This window comes from Jonesia quinghaiensis DSM 15701 (genome assembly GCF_000423205.1).
Lineage (GTDB): Bacteria > Actinomycetota > Actinomycetes > Actinomycetales > Cellulomonadaceae > Jonesia > Jonesia quinghaiensis.
The window spans coordinates 70705-87674 of sequence record NZ_KE383990.1; the positions used below are offsets into that span (position 1 = coordinate 70705).

Sequence of the window (16970 nt, forward strand, 5' to 3'; positions counted from 1 at the left end):
AGTCTGGACAGATGCCAGTGCTTGGACCCGTGGTGGCCTACCTACCCACCCCACGCAACGACAACGGACGCCTCAACACCGACGTCCTTGAACGCCTCACTGAGCGCGCCATCCGCCACGGCGCGAACTCCATCGCAGTACTCGGCTCCGTCGGCGGGGCGCCCTACATGCCCCGCGCCATGCGCAAAAAAACGATCCAAACCGTCGCAGACATCACCGCCAGCCATCATCTGCCACTACTCGCCGGAATCGGCGCTATCAACACCGCAGAAGTCCTCGCGAACCTCGAAGACGCCTACCACGCAGGGGCCAACGCCGTCCTCCTGCAACCCATGAGCTACCACCCCCTACTGCCCACCGAGATACACAACCTCTACCGCGCAGTCACCGCCATCACCCCCATCCCGGTCTGGATCTACAACAACCCCAAAACCACACAACACAGCTTCAGCGCCCTCGAACTCGCTGACCTCTCAGCACTACCCAACATCCACGGATTCAAAGACCGCGCCGCAAACCCCAGCGACATCACACACCGCATCAACACCATCAAAAACCACTCCACCAGCCTCACCCTCGACTTCGGGTTCTCCGGAGAAGACAAAGGCGCCAACATCCTCCTCGCCGGAGCAGACACCTGGCACAGCGCGCTCGCGGGCATCATGCCCGAGATCGCCACAGAGATCGCCAACGCAGCATTAGCCGGTCGCACCGATGAAGCTGCCAAGGAATACGCCTCAAACTTGCAGCGCGCATTAACCCCGCTCACAGTGATCTTTGGTCAATACGGCGGGATCCGTGCAGTGCACACGATTGCCCAGGAACGCGGCATTGATTTAGGCTCGCTCCCTGCCCCCTTGGGTCCGATGCCTGATGCCGCCCAGGGCCTACTCCGTTTGGCGTTGCGTTCACTGGAACGCACCCACCAGTCGTTACTTATACAAGCGCAAACTGCGGAGCATGAAGCGGTGGCCGCAACACCAGGCCGTCGAGCCGGTGGGGTTAATAGTCCTGCAGGCGGGCGCCGGGACGCTCCTTCTGCGCCATCAACTGCATCGACAAACTCAACCGCGGGTCGCCTCCGCGGGCGCGAACAGCACCAAGCTGTCGAGCAACCACCAGCGCAACGCCAACGTAGTGCACCGACCCAAGGGAACCCGACCCGATCCTCGCAACGCGCAGCACAACCACAATCCGATGACCAAGGCAACGAATACGTTCCACGTCGCGCGCGCCCATAGTTGCTGCAGCGGTGTGTGAATCACTGAACTGATCTGATAGAGGAGACGCTATGTCTGCTGTGCAACTCATCTCAACGTGGCCCGTGACAACAGCTGCTACTGCTGTTGTCGACCACGGCGAAATCTCCACGTCTCACGGCCCACAAGATCACCGGTTTCCGTTGGCATCAGTAACGAAACTACTGACTGCGTACACCTCTTTGGTCGCGTTGGAAGAAGGCGCCCTAGAGCTGACTATGCCTGCTGGCCCGCCAGGATCAACAGTGCGTCACCTTTTGGCGCATGCTGCAGGGTACGAATTTGATACCCACAACACGCGCGGCTCAGTGGGGGAGCGTCGTATGTACTCCAACACAGGGTTCGAGGTGTTAGCGCAGACATTAACTGAACACAGCGGAATTGCCTTTGCCGAGTACGCTCAGCAAGCCGTCTTGGAGCCACTAGCGATGACCGCGACAGACTTATCGGGTTCACCGGCTGCGGGAGGGGTATCGACGGCACAAGATCTTGCCGTGTTTGCCCGTGAATTGATGAAACCGCAGTTAGTTCACCAGGAGACTCTACGAGCGGCAACAACAACACAGTTCCCAGGTATCGCAGGTTTGCTCCCTGGTTTTGGGCGTCAAACCCCCAATGATTGGGGGCTCGGTTTTGAAATCAAAAATGGGAAATCTCCGCACTGGACAGGTGCATTGAACTCGCCACGAACGTTTGGCCATTTTGGTCAATCGGGCACATTCTTGTGGGTTGACCCTGAACGTCACCTTGCTTGTGTTGCGTTGACAGATCGTGATTTTGGAGCGTGGGCAGCTGATGTGTGGCCTCAGTTCAGTGATGCCGTGATCCGTGAGGCACGCCCCGAGCAGTAAACGCAGGTTGGCGCGACTGCTCGTAACGGTGACACCACCGATCCATCAGGCGGGGAGTGAGTGCATCGTCAAAGGCGAGCAGTGCTCCACCACGTAGGTAGCCTTCAGCGCCAAACTGCGCGTTAACAATCCGTGGAGGGCTCTCACGGCGTATTTGCATAAGGCCAGTGGTTAGCGTGTCATGGAATGTTGTTGAGGCAATGCGTCGTGCTGTGATGGCCTGCCCACCGAGGACTATGACATCGGGGGCCAATGCATTGGCTAAACCCGCGACTCCTTGACCTAGCCCGCGTGCGATGCTTTGCACGGCATCTCCCAACCCTTGGCGTTGCCCACTCGCAGAGGCATATGTTCCCTCGCGTGGTGCGTAGTGCCCTGCTGGGGCGGTGAATGCGGTGACGTGGGCATCGTGGTCATGCACGAGGCTGTGAAGTTTGCCGGGGTCAGTCAGGCACTCATCGAACACGTCATGAATGTATGATTCTGGGTCTGTAGGGTCGTCATCGCCTAAGAGGCGAGCTAAGGCGTAACCATCTGCCACTGTTGCCCAGCATGACACTGCACCGCAGCGGCACGCTGCTCCAGGACGCCCGAAAGGCATGTGCCCAAATTCGCTGCCTGACCCAGTTGCTCCGTCAAGGACTGTTCCACGACTGACAAAAGCGCCGCCAAGCGATGTTGTGAGTTCGATCAGTAGGACACCGGCTCCGCCATAGCCAGCGCCGCGTACATGATGGCATTCGGCTAGTGCCGACAACGATGCGTTGTTTTCAACCCTGATCTTGATGTGTGGCATGTGGTCAGCGAGGGCTGAGAAATCGAGGTCTTCCCACCCAAGAAAAACAGGGTGGGCCCGGTAGTTGGCGCTGACGGTGGATCGCACTGATACAACAACGGAAATTAAGCGATCCCCATAACGCTCCCCAGTGTGATGCAAGGTATCGATGAGGCGCTGTATGAAATCGCTTCGACGGTCGGGGATGTGCTCAACCTGTTGGATGTGTGTTGTTCCGTCAACCTGGGCTAATGCGAAGCGCCAGTGGGTGTGGCTGACGTCAATGACCCCAACTACTGGACCGTGGGGGTGTGGTCGCACCATGAGCGAGGGGCGGCCGCGCCGTGGGCTATGGATGGACTCTTCAGTGATCATTGCCAAGTCCCGCAAGCGGGCACAGATGTCAGTCATTGTTGATGATGACAGGCCAAGTTCGGACATGATGTCGGTGCGGGTGGTCTCGGCCTCATGGGTGCGTAGGTACCGTAAGAGGGATAGTGCAGAGTCCCACCGTGAGGGCCGTGAATAAGCAGTATCGATCATCGTTGATTAACCGTTCGTTCCGGGGACACACAGGTGCACGCCACCCACAGCGTAAAGGACGAAGGTCTTCTTATGCAGTAGTCGCGACGAAACGAGGTCAAAGCGTTACGGGGAAGAAACGTGCTAACCCGTACCGGGCTGCTTGTGATAGTGGTTCATACAGGTAAGCAGTGAGGTGGGTAAAGAGCGCTGACGAGCGCATACGACGAAGGCCGGATCTCCTTGTGGAGATCCGGCCTTCGTCGTGTACTGCGGTGTCCGGAGGGGGACTTGAACCCCCACGCCCTAATACGGGCACTAGCACCTCAAGCTAGCGCGTCTACCATTCCGCCACCCGGACGGGTGTTTGTTGCTTTTCCCAGGTAGTGTTTCCGATGCCTGTGATCATCTTGTGTCCGGAGGGGGACTTGAACCCCCACGCCCTAATACGGGCACTAGCACCTCAAGCTAGCGCGTCTACCATTCCGCCACCCGGACAGGTGACCTGCAATCACTGATCGCAGCGCGGTTAAAAATCTAACACGAAAAACACGACAACTGTGAATCCATTGAGTGTGCTGTAGGAAACACTGGCCAACAGGGCGTGAATGTTCAGCCGCATGTCACACATGAGCTTATTCAGGGTGAGGAACTGCAGGGATATGACCCACAATGGAACAATGACCATTGAACACCTTGACCCGAGCAATCCGTTCGCCCTGCCCTCAACGCTGCCTTACTCACTGCCAGACTTCACCCAGATCGCTGACGAGCACTACGAGCCAGCTATCCGTGCGGGAATGGCACAAGAGCTCGCAGAGATTGACGCAATCGCCACCAACAGTGAACCAGCAACCGTGCAGAACACCTTGGATGCCTTCGAGCTGAGCGGACAAGTGCTATCACGTGCGCTAACAGTGTTCTACAACACATTGTCCTCTGATGCTCGTCCCACCTTAGAAGACATTGACGAACGCCTCGCTCCTGAGTTGGCGCGTCACCACGACGAGATTTACATGAACACCGCGCTGTACCAGCGGTTCACTGATCTCGAACAGAACATCCAGGCAGACGACAGCGTGTCCGCTGAGGTGCGCTACGCATTGCAGGAAGTTCTGAAGGATTTTGTGCGGTCAGGAATTACCCTCAGTGATGACGACAAAGCCACACTGCGCGGACTGAACGAAAAGATCACGGCCCTTGAATCAGCTTTTGGGCGCAAACTTCTTGCTGGTGCCAACGACGGCGCTCTGTTTGTGCAAGACGCAGCTGACCTGGCAGGTTTAGCCCCAGATGCGATTGACGCTGCGCGCTCCGCCGCTACCCAACGCGGCCATGACACGGGCTACCTCATTGAGTTGCAACTGCCCAGCCAGCAAGCTTCGCTTGCCCAATTGTCCCGCCGTGACGTGCGAGAAAAACTCTTCCACGCATCAGTGACACGCGGTCTCGCTGGAGAGCATGACACACGCACCATCATTGTGGAATTGGCAACGTTGCGTGCTCAAGCAGCGCAACTCTTGGGCTTTGAGCACCATGCTGCGTACATCGCCGAAGACGCCACCGCGCGCACCACACCAGCGGTCATGGAGATGCTCAACTCTTTGGCCCCTTCAGCGGTGCGGAACGCACATGCTGAGGCGCAAGTCCTCGCCCAAGCCTTGCGGGAGGACCTCAACGACCCACAGGCAGTACTGGAACCGTGGGATTGGGCGTACTACGCGGAGAAAGTCCGGGCACGCGACTACGACCTCGACGATTCAGTGCTGCGCCCCTACCTTGAACTTGATCGTGTTGTCCGCGACGGGGTGTTTCGGGCAGCAACCGAACTGTATGGCATCACTTTTACCGACCGCCCTGATCTCACGGGCTACCACCCCGATGTCGCTGTCTTTGAGGTATTCGACGCCGATGGCAGCGAACTTGGACTCTTCCTCGCAGACTGGTACACCCGTGAGTCGAAACGGGGCGGCGCCTGGATGAACAATCTTGTGGACCAATCCCACCTCACTGGGCAGCGCCCCGTGGTGGTCAACAACCTCAACATCCCCAAGCCACCCGCCGGTCAACCAACTCTGCTCGCTTGGGATGAAGTCATCACCCTCTTCCACGAGTTTGGTCATGCCTTGCACGGGCTGTTCGCAAACACCCACTACCCGTCCTACTCGGGTACCGAGGTGCCACGCGACTTCGTCGAATTCCCCTCCCAAGTTAATGAAATGTGGGCCTGGGAACCAGAAATTCTGCGCCACTACGCGCGCCACCACGCAACCGGCGAGCCGATGCCCACCCAGTGGATTGATACGTTATTGGCCACTCGCCAATTTAATGAAGGGTTCGCCACCACTGAGTACCTCGCTGCCGCGATCCTTGACCAGGCATGGCACCAATTGGACCCACGTGACGTGCCCTCCGACCCCGAGCAGGTTGAAGCCTTTGAGAAAGAGGCACTAACAGCGCACGGTATCGCAGAACCACTGGTACCACCGCGCTACCGCTCCACGTACTACAACCACGTCTTCGGTGGGGGGTACAGTGCTGGCTACTACTCCTACATTTGGTCAGAAGTGTTAGATGCTGACACCGTTGAATGGTTCTCTCACAATGGTGGGTTGTCCCGGCAAGCGGGCGACCACTTCCGGGCGACATTGCTCGCACCAGGAGGGTCCCAAGACTGCCTAGAGACCTACCGCACATTCCGTGGGCGTGACGCCCACATCCAACCGCTGCTCACCCGCCGCGGACTTGAAGCCGCTCAATAACACCACGGTAAGACAAGCAGCAACACCCTACAGCCGGGCACACTCCTCACCGGGGTGCGCCCGGCTGTGACGTGAGAGAATACCTGACATGAAGTCAGCCAGCCCCCAAGCACTCCGTGACGTCGTGACCATCTGCCGTGATCTCCTGCGGATTGACACGTCGAACTTTGGCCACAACCAATCGCGCGGTGAACGTCAAGCAGCAGAATACGTAATGGAACTCCTCGGCCAGGTGGGGCTGGATGCCGAAATTTTCGAATCTTCCCCAGGGCGCGCAAACGTTGTGACCCGGATCAGCGGTTCAGATCCAACACGCCCCGCCCTGGTTGTTCACGGGCACCTTGACGTTGTGCCCGCACAAGCCGACGAATGGAGCGTTGACCCATTCGGTGGAGAAATTATTGATGACATGCTCTGGGGACGCGGCGCGGTCGACATGAAAGACATGGTCGCGATGATGCTCGCTGTCCTGTGCGACATCAAGCGTCAAGGAATCGTGCCACCACGGGATCTGATCTTCGCGTTCTTCGCCGACGAAGAAGCAGGCGGAGAATATGGTGCTCACTGGACCGTGCAGAACAAACCAGAACTTTTTGAAGGCGCCAGCGAAGCGATCTCTGAAGTAGGCGGATACTCTACCTACATCAACGGACAACGCGCCTACCTCTTGCAAACCGCTGAGAAGTCCCTTGGCTGGCTGCAACTCATCGCTCACGGCACCGCCGGGCACGGATCCCAAACCATCACAGACAACGCCGTGACGCACCTGTCGGCAGCGCTCGCACGCATCGGGCAGCACCCTTGGGAGTATCACATCACTCCCACCTTGCATGCGCTACTCACAGGGGTGTCAGAACTCACCGGGCTGCCTTATGACCCGCATGACCCGCTCGCTATTGATGCACTCCTTGACTCCCTGGGGTCAACAGCACGTTTCGTCAAACCCACCGTGCACAACACAGCTAACCCCACTCAGCTCACTGCCGGCTACAAAGCCAATGTTATTCCGCGCACTGCCACCGGTGTTGTTGACGCAAGGTTCTTGCCTGGGTTCGAAGAAGAAGGAATGAGAATCCTCAAGGAACTCGCTGGGCCAAACGTCAGTATTGACCCTATGCTTCTTTCCCGTGCCGTAGAATCGCCGCTGACCGGCAACCTGGTGGACTCCATGACAGCATCAATCAAACACTTTGACCCGGACGCCACGGTGCTGCCCTACATGCTGTCTGGGGGGACAGACAACAAATCCCTCGCAGACTTAGGCATCATGGGGTACGGGTTCGCTCCGTTGCAATTACCAGAAGAACTCGATTTCCCTGCGATGTTCCATGGCGTTGACGAGCGTGTCCCCATCAGTGCGTTGACGTTTGGAGTTAACGTACTGACCCACCTGCTACAAGACTGCTAACAGGTACCACTTTTCGGCGGAGCCAAAATTTGCGTGCACCACCTTGGTACAGGATCGTTTTCGCTAGTTCCCACCGGTTTTGCTCAGCTTCAGAAACGAGATAGGCGCGCACAGCTCCCACTGGTTCTTGTGGTCCCACCACAACGGTGCGGTACTCAAACACTGTTTCGGTGCGTTGCCGCCCGCGTAGTGAGCGAGTTTGTGGGGTGCGAAGGGGGGAGTCATAGCGGGTCATCATTCCTCCAAAGCAGTGACGATCATGCTCACCCCGGCGGACTGTTTGATGTTGCTGAGGTGAGGTAGAGATAAAAATACGCCACTGCATCGGAGCTGGCTGCATGAACGCGCACAACCTCGTGAAGATCACACTGACCAAACAAGTGCATTTCCCTGTTAACAGCGATAACGTTATGGGCATGACCGTAGATCCGCGCGCAGCACTTGATCGTTTCGTCGCCGCATTGGAAACCCATTATGAAGCTGTCGCTGCCCGTCGTGGTAGCAACGACCAGCTTGTTGACGACGCATACGATGTCCTTGAAGATGCTTTTGATATGTACGACGAAGCTCTCGCTGTGAGCTACGGCGAACTCCTTCCGTTCTCTACTGTTGATGAGGACGACGACTTCGACGAAGATGATGAGGACGACGAAGACGTCGACTTTGATGAGGAAGATGAGTAGAGTTTGTGAATCAAAGCCCCACGTCGTGGGGCTTTTTTCATGCCTCTTCGACTTCGCGGTAAGGTAGCGTTCGTGAATTTCTTCGAAGCGGTCTTCATGGGGTTGGTTCAAGCCCTTACCGAATTCCTCCCCGTCTCGTCTTCCGCTCACCTCCGAATTTTCGGGGAACTCATTGGAGAATCAGACCCCGGGGCCGCCTTCACAGCGATCACCCAAATTGGGACCGAAGCAGCAGTGCTTTTGTATTTTCGCCGCGACATCAAGAACATCTGCGTGAAGTGGTGGCAGAGTCTTCGCGGTGACAACGGTACAGATTGGCGCTCCCGTATGGGAGCCCACGATCATGACGCTGCGATGGGCTGGTACATCGGGTTGGGATCGATCCCCATCGTTGTTTTGGGGCTGCTTCTTGAAGACTTCATTGATTCAACTTTTAGGAATCTCTACCTCACTGCGTTGATGCTTGCTGTGTTCGGTATTTTTTTGGGGATCGCAGACAAGTACGGTAAACACGAGCGTACGGTCAAAGAACTCACACCACGTCACGCGTTGTTCTTTGGGCTCGCCCAGGCGATGGCGCTGATTCCGGGAGTCTCTCGTTCTGGGGGGACTATTACCGCAGGTCTGTTGATGGGCTACACCCGTGAGGCGGCAGCCCGCTACTCATTCCTCTTAGCTATCCCTGCTGTTGTCGGATCTGGTTTCTATAAACTCTTTAAAGCTGTGGGTGCTGAGCCAGTTGCTGGAGCGCCGGGCTTCGGTGCGACACTGGTCGCGACACTGGTGTCCTTCTTTGTAGGCTATTTAGTGATCATTGCGTTCTTGCGTATTGTGTCAACGTTCTCCTATAAACCATTCGTTATTTACCGTCTTGTGCTGGCAGCTGCAGTTGTTGTGTTGCTGCTAGCTGGTGTGCTTCAACCCCTTGGAGAATTCTCGTGATCGCATGGCCTGCCCCGCAAATACCAGAAATCCCTGGTGCGCTTGACCAAGTCAGGCTTTTTGACACCTCAACGCAATCCTTAGTTGACTCCATCGTGCCGGGGCGTGATGAGTCGTCAATGTATGTTTGTGGGATAACCCCCTACGATGCAACGCATATTGGTCATGCAGCGACCTATGTTGCTTTTGATCTGCTTCACCGAGCATGGCTTGACGCAGGACAGCGCGTCACGTTTACGTCGAACGTCACCGATGTTGACGATCCACTGTTAAAACGTGCCACTGCAACAGGTGTTCCTTGGGAAGAGTTAGCGCTCAGCCAAATCCAACTCTATTTCGATGATATGACCGCGTTAGGGGTGATCCCTCCTGCAACATACTTGTCAGCGGTGGAATCAATTCCCATGGTGATCTCCGCGGCGCAGCACCTCGTTGATGAGGGGCGTGCCTACGCGGTTCCTGTTCCAGCATCAGAGCACCCGGTCCACTCTGGCGCAGTCGATATCTACGCTGATGTCACCGCAGACCCAGCTTTCGGTAGTGTTTCGGGCTACGACGAGACCACCCAACTGGAGTTGTTTGCTGAGCGTGGCGGCGATCCTGAACGGGCTGGGAAACGTCACCCTGTGGACCCCATCATTTGGCGCGCTCAACGGGCCGGTGAACCTGGTTGGGATGGGGGAACGCTAGGCTACGGGCGCCCGGGGTGGCACATCGAATGCACCACGATCGCTCACTGCGGTATTGGGCGGTCCTGCACCGTTCAAGGTGGGGGAGAGGACCTGATCTTCCCGCATCACGAGATGTCTAGTGCACATGCCCGCTCACTTTTCGGAGACGACTCCGGGGCAGCTATCCATGTTCATGCTGGTCTTGTCGCTTACCAGGGTGAGAAAATGAGCAAATCCAAAGGAAACTTGGTTTTTGTGTCTCAACTGCGCCAAGACGGCGTGGACCCGATGGCTATTCGTTTGGCAATCTTGGCGCACCACTACCGCACAGGGTGGGAGTGGACCACTGATGTTCTTGATGAGGCAATTGCTCGTCATCAACGATGGGTGCGGTCGCTTTCTGCCAATGGTGGGCCGCCAGTTGAAGAGACTCTGACTGAGATCCGGGCAGCTCTTGCCAATGACCTTGACGCACCGAGAGCGCTTGCTGCTGTGGATGCGTGGGCGGATCGTTCCCTGGCTGGCGATGAAAGCGAAGAAGGCGCACCAGGGGTTCTTTCTCGCGCCGTTAACGCACTCTTAGGGGTTCGCCTCTAGTGGTCATAGTGGTGGGGCGCCCCCACCACTATGACGGGTCTTCACGCCCGTTTGTACCGCGACGTTTAAGGTATTGCTCAAATTCTCGGGCGATGGACTCCCCAGAAGCCTCGGGTAGTTCTGACGTGTCACGGGCTTCTTCAAGTTCACGCACATACCCTGCCACTTCGGGGGCGCTGTCCGCTAAAGCAGCCACCCCGTGTTCCCACGCTTGGGCTTCTTCATCAAGTTCAAAACGAGATATAGGTTCCCCGAGTAGTTCCTCAAGCCGCGTCACTAACGCTGCTGTCACCTTCGGTGAGGGGGAACTGGGAACATAGTGGGGGACCGCCCCCCACACGCTGACAACCGTGAACCCGGCACGCGGGGCAATATGACTGATGACCCCAACGATCCCAGTGGGACCCTCATACCGGGACACCCCCACCCCTAGTTCGCTCCGTAGATCCTCATCATCAGTGGTGACCTGAACTGGAACGGGACGCGAATGCGGTGTGTCGCCGAGTAATGACCCCACCAAAATAATGGTTTTTACTCCAAGGGTCTCAGCAACGGTCAGTAACTCTGCGGTGAATGAGCGCCACCTGAAAGAGGGCTCCACTCCGTGAGCAATGACAAGGCGGCGCTGTGAGTTCCACGAATATGACATTGCAACGTGAGTGGCGGGCCACTGCAAGTCCCGATCTTCCCCGAAACCATCGAAAACCGGCCTGTTCACCTGAAAATCAACAAACTCATCAGGGTCGATCTCTTGGATGAGTTCACACCCAAAGACTTCACCAAGGTGTTGCACTGCACCAGTAGCCGCGCCCCCAGCGTCATTCCACCCCGAAAACGCGGCAATCATCACGGTGTCATGGGTTAACCCGTGAAGTGCTTTGTCTTGTGCGGACTCCTCCTCATCAGGGGAAGTTGCCTGTGGTTCATCATCGCCTGCCATACCTCTACCCTAGTGCGCGATATTCTGGTTCGGCATCCGCGCAGTCAACCTAGGAGCATACGTGCGAACACCCCAAGCAATCCTGTGGGATATGGACGGCACCCTCATCGACTCAGAACCGTACTGGCAACAGGCAGAACATGACATAGTCAAAGCACACGGGGGAGTGTGGAGCCACGAAGACGCCCTCAAACTTGTCGGATTCGACCTCCACGACGCAGCCCGAGTTCTCCAACACCACGGCGTGGAGCTACCTGTCAATGACATCGTGGATTTCCTGTTGACCAGTGTGTCAAACAGAATCCGCCACCACGTACCGTGGCGCGAACACGCAGCAGCAACTCTCGCCTGGATCAAAGAACTCAATATCCCCTGCGCTTTAGTGACGATGTCCCACTCACCAGTGGCACACACCTTCGTGGACTCTGCACCACCAGGCACTTTCGCGGCTGTCGTCACGGGTGACACCGCGCCACGCGGTAAACCACACCCAGACCCCTACCTGCACGCAGCACAACAACTAGGAGTCGACATCAACCAGTGCATCGCCGTTGAAGATTCACCGCCCGGTATCACCTCAGCGATGGCATCAGGTGCGCACACCATCGCTATTCAAGCGATTCTGCCAGTTAAACGCCGCGATAGGCTCAGCCGCATCGCAGAGTTGGACCAACTCACCCCAGCGCTACTGGATGTTGTCATGAACGGTGGCACCGTGGACTACCTCACCGATTAACGCCTGCACGCACACCCCAGCCACTACGACACCGCAGGTCCCGGCATGCCTAACCACACGCGTGCCGCGGCCTGCGGGTCACTGTCCGGCAGCGTGCCCCCAAAAGCGGGACACATGGGTTGAAAAGAACACCAGTCACAAAGCCGCGAGCGGCGCTGCGAAAAAACACCTGACTGTGCCGCATCACGAATGTCATCCCACAGCGCCTGCACCTTCGCTTGTGCCGCATCAAGGTCACCGCTGGTAGGAGAGTTCTCACGAATTTGGCCATCGCCTAGATACACCAGCCGCAGCATCGAGGGGACGACTCCCTTGACATCGCGCACAAGTAGCGCATAAAACCGCATCTGAAATGCAGCACTGGCACCATACTGCGGCCTAGGTGCCTTACCTGTTTTGTAATCCACCAGGCGAATAGCACCATCACCAGCAACATCAACCCGATCAATAACCCCCTTAATCGGGTAGTCACCACCAAGGTTCGCACGCAATGTCACCTCCCTGGCAGCAGGATGCAACATCGTTGGGTCCTCAAGATCAAAATACCGCTCCACCAGCAGCCGGGCCTGTCCCACAATGTCCGCGCGAACATCGGCCTCAAACTCCACAGCAACCTCTGGGCGAGAATCCAACAGCGCCTCCCACGAGGGCTCTACCAACTCATCAGCCGCACCACGGGAACGCTCGCTGCTCGGCACATCAAATAACGACTCCAACACTGCATGCACTAACGTGCCCCGCACCGCTGCTGCGCTAGGCGGCTCAGGTAACCGATCAACAGTGCGCAACCGAAACAACAACGGACACTGCACAAAATCATTGGCACGCGACGGAGACAAAGCAACCGGTACAGAAGCAGACATGCCATCAAGCCTACGGCCAACACCGCCTACCCTTAACTACTGTGAGCACACACAAAAAATGGCGCCTGGGCACACTAGGGCACACTGAGATCGTCATCCACCCACAAGCACTGTTCACTGTGGCCATCATCTGCGCCCTCTATTACCCCTACATCCTCACCACCCTGCCTGTTACCAGTGCACTCATCACCGCGGTCCTCACCGCTTTAGGGCTCCTCGGTTCCATCCTCTTCCACGAAATCGCCCACGTTCTCGTCGCCCGGCGTTTCGCCGTTCACGCCCCCCGCATAGAACTGACCATCTTGGGCGGGCACGCCCAATTTTCAACACCTTTCACCACCCCATGGCACTCTGCGACCACCTCACTAGCTGGCCCTGCCGCGAACCTCCTCCTTGCCGGGCTCCTCAGTATGGTCCTTACAGTGGTGCCACCTACCGGCGTCCCCGCGCACACGCTCGACATCCTCATCTACCTCAACCTCCTCCTCGCGCTCTTCAACGCCATCCCAGGCCTCCCGCTCGACGGCGGCCATGCCCTCGCTGCCCTCATGTGGGCGTTCAGTGGAAAACACAGCACCGGCACACGCATCGCCGCCTACGCAGGGCGTGCCCTGGCAGTGATCACGCTATTCGCGGTTACTGCGGTTCCGTTCCTTCGCGGGGACTATCCCAACTATGTTGTGATCGTGTGGGGAATTATCCTTGCCGCAGTGTTGTGGTCCGGAACCGCCCAATCATTGCGATATGCCGCCTACCTTGCGCGCATCGAAAAGATTAATGTCCATGACATCGCACGCCCCGCCATTGTGCTCCCAGCCCACGCTTCAGTGCAGGAGCTGCACCGTGACTCTGTGCACCTACCGCACGCCGTGGTGTTACTGACCTCCCCAAACGGTGACATCACTGGCTGGGTGGATCGGTCAGTTCTCAACTCAGTACCTCCCACACACCGTGAACACCTCACCGCCCAGTCCATCGCCATCACACTGCTCCCCGGATCACATCTGCGCGCCCCAGCGCACACCACCGTCATCGCTGCCACACTTTTCGACCCAGATGGGTCGCGCCCGCTCGTTGTCCTGTCCGAGGCAACACACCCCACTCGAGTTGTGGTCGCCTCGGACCTGGCCGCCCTGCTCGCACGCTGACCACGTAGACTAAAGCCCGCACAACACGACCCGCACAACCACGATGAGGATGTTGACTAACCACCCATGACACAACCAACTGGCGCACAGCGACGACGAGGCCCTTTCCGTCCAGGTGATCGTGTACAGATCACCGACTACAAAGGAAAACTGCACACCATTACGCTGACGCCCGGGTCGCAGTTCCACACCCACCGTGGGTATTTCAACCACGACGACTTGGTGGGGCTCCCCGAAGGCAGCATCGTGACCACCACCTCAGGGATTGAATACCAGGTGCTCCGGCCACTACTGAGCGACTACGTGCTGTCTATGCCGCGCGGAGCAGCAGTGGTCTACCCCAAAGATGCGGCACAAATCGTTGCGCAAGCAGACATTTTCCCAGGCGCCCGCGTTGTTGAAGCAGGCGTGGGATCAGGGGCACTGACGATGTTCCTCCTGCGTGCAGTGGGCGACCACGGGCAAGTGCACTCCATCGAACGGCGCGCAGACTTCGCTCAAATTGCCCGCGACAACGTTGGCGTGTTCTTCGGAACTGACCACCCCGCCTGGACCTTGAGCATCGGTGACCTTGCCGACGTCATGCCACAACACTGGGACAACGGCACCGTAGACCGAGTCGTCCTTGACATGCTTGCACCATGGGAGAACATCGGTGTCGCCGGGGACGCACTGATCGCAGGTGGCGTACTCATCTGCTACGTCGCCACCGCTACACAGTTGTCACGTGTCGCCGAAGACCTCAGAGCAGACGGCAGATTCACTGAACCAGAAGCATGGGAATCCATGGTGCGCGGATGGCACCTAGAGGGACTAGCTGTACGCCCCCAACACCGCATGGTTGGTCACACCGGTTTCCTCATCACCGCACGCCGCCTAGCAGACGGGGTATCCCCATTGCTGCGTAAACGACGCCCCGCCAAAGGAGCCTACGACGAAACCCAACAGTGGGACGGCGAAGAACTCGGCGAACGCGAACCGTCCGAAAAGCGCCTTCGCCGCACCTCACGAGACCTAGCCGAAAACCGCCGCATGATCGAGGCAGACACCAACGACGCAGAGTAACGTGGAGGGACAGTGAGGCACCACACTCACCCGTCACGCCACCCGTTGCAGGAGAGGGGATCACCATGACCAGCGAACCCAACCAGCCCCACGACGACACCCAAGAACTCGCCCGCCGGGTTTCCTCACTGTCCGCCCAAAACGAGCGGTTAGCACAAATACTTGTTGAAGCACGCGGAAAAATCGTTGACCTTCAACAACAACTAGACGATCTCGCCAAACCACCCAGCACCTACGCCTCATTTGTTCGCGCCTACTCTGACGGCACAGCTGACGTGATGGTCCAGGGACGCAAAATGCGGTTGACGTCTCTACCAGGCGCCATGGTGTCCACCGCAAAACCCGGCCAAGAACTGCGACTCAACGAAGCAATGGCCATCGTCGAAGTCCGAGGGTACGAGGCAATAGGTGAACTTGCCTCCATCAAAGAACTCATTGGCACCGACCGGGCACTGATCGTGGGACGAGGCGACGATGAACGAGTGATACGTCTCGCCGGTGCACTCCTTGACCGCGGGCTACCCGCCGTACGCGTCGGAGATTCGGTACTGATCGACCTGAAATCTGGATACGCCTACGAAAAGGTCGAAAAATCAGAAGTTGAAGAACTCGTCTTAGAAGAAGTCCCCGACGTCGACTACGAAGACATCGGTGGCCTAGCCCAACAAATCGATCACATCAAAGACGCCGTCGAACTGCCCTTCCTCCACCCAGAGCTATACCGCGAACACGGACTCAAAGCACCAAAAGGAATCCTGCTCTACGGGCCACCAGGCTGCGGTAAAACACTCATCGCCAAAGCGGTCGCAAACTCCCTGGCAAAAACAGTGGCAGCAACCAGTTCAGCACGCGAAACCCGCAGCTACTTCCTGAACATCAAAGGCCCCGAACTCCTCAACAAATACGTCGGCGAAACCGAACGACACATCAGGTTGATCTTCGCCCGAGCACGAGAAAAAGCATCACAGGGACACCCCGTTGTCGTGTTCTTCGACGAAATGGAATCCCTGTTCCGCACTCGAGGAACAGGCCTATCATCTGACGTAGAAACCACGATCGTCCCCCAACTCCTCGCAGAAATCGACGGAGTTGAAACCCTGGACAACGTCATCGTCATCGGGGCATCAAACCGCGAAGACATGATCGACCCAGCGATTCTGCGCCCAGGACGCCTCGACGTAAAAATCAAAATCGAACGCCCAGACGCTGAAGCCGCAAAAGACATCTTCTCCAAATACCTCACCCCAAACCTCCCCATCCACAGCGAAGACCTAGCAGAACACGACCACGACCCCCAAGCCACAGTCACCGCCATGACACAGCGCGTCGTGGAACACATGTACACCACAACCCCAGACAACCAATTCCTGGAAGTCACCTACGCATCGGGCGACAAAGAAATCTTGTACTTCAAAGACTTCAACTCAGGGGCCATGATTCAAAACATCGTGGACCGAGCCAAAAAGTCAGCCATCAAAGAGTTCCTCACCACCGGCGCTCGCGGGCTTCGGGTTGATCACCTCCTTGGTGCGTGCAATGACGAGTTCAAAGAAAACGAAGACCTGCCAAACACCACTAACCCTGATGATTGGGCGCGCATTTCGGGGAAGAAGGGGGAGCGTATCGTGTTTATTCGCACGATCGTTCAGCGAAAAAACGACAACGGGCAACCCATCCCGGCGAAGGCCCTTGACACCACCCACAACACAGGTCCTTACCTGTAACCCACACCAGCAGCGAGGCAACAC

Annotated in this window: 15 protein-coding genes and 2 tRNA genes; 11 read left to right on the forward strand and 6 right to left on the reverse strand. The window is 57.3% G+C overall.

All coding sequences use genetic code 11. The annotated features are described in order from the left end of the window. Positions 1 to 11 precede the first annotated feature (11 nt). Together G538_RS16850 and G538_RS0112780 are read left to right on the forward strand one after the other, a co-directional pair. Positions 12 to 1241: a dihydrodipicolinate synthase family protein gene (locus tag G538_RS16850; protein ID WP_051197179.1), complete on the forward strand. Its 1230-nt coding sequence runs from the start codon at positions 12 to 14 to the stop codon at positions 1239 to 1241. A 50-nt stretch (positions 1242 to 1291) separates the two neighbouring features. Beyond that, entirely contained in the window at positions 1292 to 2110 is an 819-nt protein-coding gene (locus G538_RS0112780) for a serine hydrolase domain-containing protein (protein WP_029069605.1), read from the forward strand. On the opposite strand, the gene G538_RS0112785 is transcribed toward G538_RS0112780, so the two are convergent. The 3 genes from G538_RS0112785 to G538_RS0112795 form a co-directional block, all read right to left on the reverse strand. Then, on the reverse strand, positions 2070 to 3428 hold the full coding sequence (locus G538_RS0112785; RefSeq protein ID WP_029069606.1) for an ROK family protein: 1359 nt from the start codon (positions 3426 to 3428) through the stop codon (positions 2070 to 2072). The genes G538_RS0112780 and G538_RS0112785 overlap by 41 nt on opposite strands. A 255-nt stretch (positions 3429 to 3683) precedes the next feature. Continuing rightward, positions 3684 to 3768, reverse strand: a tRNA-Leu gene (locus G538_RS0112790). A gap of 52 nt (positions 3769 to 3820) precedes the next feature. Further along, positions 3821 to 3905, reverse strand: a tRNA-Leu gene (locus tag G538_RS0112795). Positions 3906 to 4087: 182 nt separating this feature from the next. On the opposite strand from G538_RS0112795, the gene G538_RS0112805 reads away from it, so the two are divergent. Both G538_RS0112805 and G538_RS0112810 read left to right on the forward strand, forming a co-directional pair. Then, positions 4088 to 6169: a M3 family metallopeptidase gene (locus tag G538_RS0112805; RefSeq protein ID WP_029069607.1), complete on the forward strand. Its 2082-nt coding sequence runs from the start codon at positions 4088 to 4090 to the stop codon at positions 6167 to 6169. An 88-nt stretch (positions 6170 to 6257) separates the two neighbouring features. Further along, complete coding sequence (locus G538_RS0112810; protein ID WP_029069608.1) at positions 6258 to 7577, forward strand: M20/M25/M40 family metallo-hydrolase; 1320 nt, start codon at positions 6258 to 6260, stop codon at positions 7575 to 7577. Here G538_RS0112810 and G538_RS16855 read toward each other — a convergent pair. Further along, positions 7543 to 7815, reverse strand: coding sequence for a DUF5703 family protein (locus tag G538_RS16855; RefSeq protein ID WP_157544500.1), 273 nt, complete (start codon positions 7813 to 7815; stop codon positions 7543 to 7545). The two genes, G538_RS0112810 and G538_RS16855, sit on opposite strands and share 35 nt — an antisense overlap. 100 nt (positions 7816 to 7915) lie before the next feature. On the opposite strand from G538_RS16855, the gene G538_RS0112820 reads away from it, so the two are divergent. The 3 genes from G538_RS0112820 to mshC all read left to right on the forward strand — a co-directional run bounded on the left by G538_RS0112820 (position 7916) and on the right by mshC (position 10470). Further along, complete coding sequence (locus G538_RS0112820; protein ID WP_342664653.1) at positions 7916 to 8260, forward strand: primosomal protein; 345 nt, start codon at positions 7916 to 7918, stop codon at positions 8258 to 8260. A 72-nt stretch (positions 8261 to 8332) separates the two neighbouring features. After that, positions 8333 to 9202 carry an undecaprenyl-diphosphatase UppP gene (gene uppP, locus G538_RS0112825; protein WP_029069610.1) on the forward strand — a complete coding sequence of 290 codons (870 nt, stop codon included), beginning with the start codon at positions 8333 to 8335 and terminating at the stop codon, positions 9200 to 9202. Further along, positions 9199 to 10470, forward strand: coding sequence for a cysteine--1-D-myo-inosityl 2-amino-2-deoxy-alpha-D-glucopyranoside ligase (mshC, locus tag G538_RS0112830; protein WP_029069611.1), 1272 nt, complete (start codon positions 9199 to 9201; stop codon positions 10468 to 10470). Before uppP ends, mshC begins: the two co-directional genes overlap by 4 nt. Positions 10471 to 10498: 28 nt before the next feature. Here mshC and G538_RS16860 read toward each other — a convergent pair whose 3' ends face one another. After that, entirely contained in the window at positions 10499 to 11410 is a 912-nt protein-coding gene (locus tag G538_RS16860; protein ID WP_035834342.1) for a PAC2 family protein, read from the reverse strand. 61 nt (positions 11411 to 11471) lie between these two features. On the opposite strand from G538_RS16860, the gene G538_RS16865 reads away from it, so the two are divergent. Continuing rightward, the gene (locus G538_RS16865; protein ID WP_035834343.1) at positions 11472 to 12146 is read left to right on the forward strand and encodes an HAD family hydrolase; all 675 of its coding nucleotides are present in this window, start codon (positions 11472 to 11474) and stop codon (positions 12144 to 12146) included. 23 nt (positions 12147 to 12169) lie between these two features. Here G538_RS16865 and G538_RS16870 read toward each other — a convergent pair whose 3' ends face one another. Beyond that, on the reverse strand, positions 12170 to 13009 hold the full coding sequence (locus G538_RS16870) for a RecB family exonuclease (RefSeq protein WP_035834344.1): 840 nt from the start codon (positions 13007 to 13009) through the stop codon (positions 12170 to 12172). A gap of 41 nt (positions 13010 to 13050) precedes the next feature. Here G538_RS16870 and G538_RS0112850 point away from each other — a divergent pair, with 41 nt between their 5' ends. From G538_RS0112850 to arc, 3 genes are all read left to right on the forward strand, one after another. Beyond that, a complete protein-coding gene (locus tag G538_RS0112850) occupies positions 13051 to 14157 on the forward strand; it encodes a site-2 protease family protein (protein ID WP_029069612.1) in 1107 nt (368 codons plus the stop codon). 66 nt (positions 14158 to 14223) lie between these two features. Beyond that, positions 14224 to 15222 (forward strand): tRNA (adenine-N1)-methyltransferase, encoded by a 999-nt coding sequence (locus G538_RS16875; RefSeq protein ID WP_035834345.1) that lies wholly within the window; start codon positions 14224 to 14226, stop codon positions 15220 to 15222. Positions 15223 to 15287: 65 nt separating this feature from the next. Then, positions 15288 to 16946 (forward strand): proteasome ATPase, encoded by a 1659-nt coding sequence (gene arc, locus G538_RS0112860; RefSeq protein WP_035834346.1) that lies wholly within the window; start codon positions 15288 to 15290, stop codon positions 16944 to 16946. The last annotated feature ends 24 nt before the right edge of the window (positions 16947 to 16970 follow it).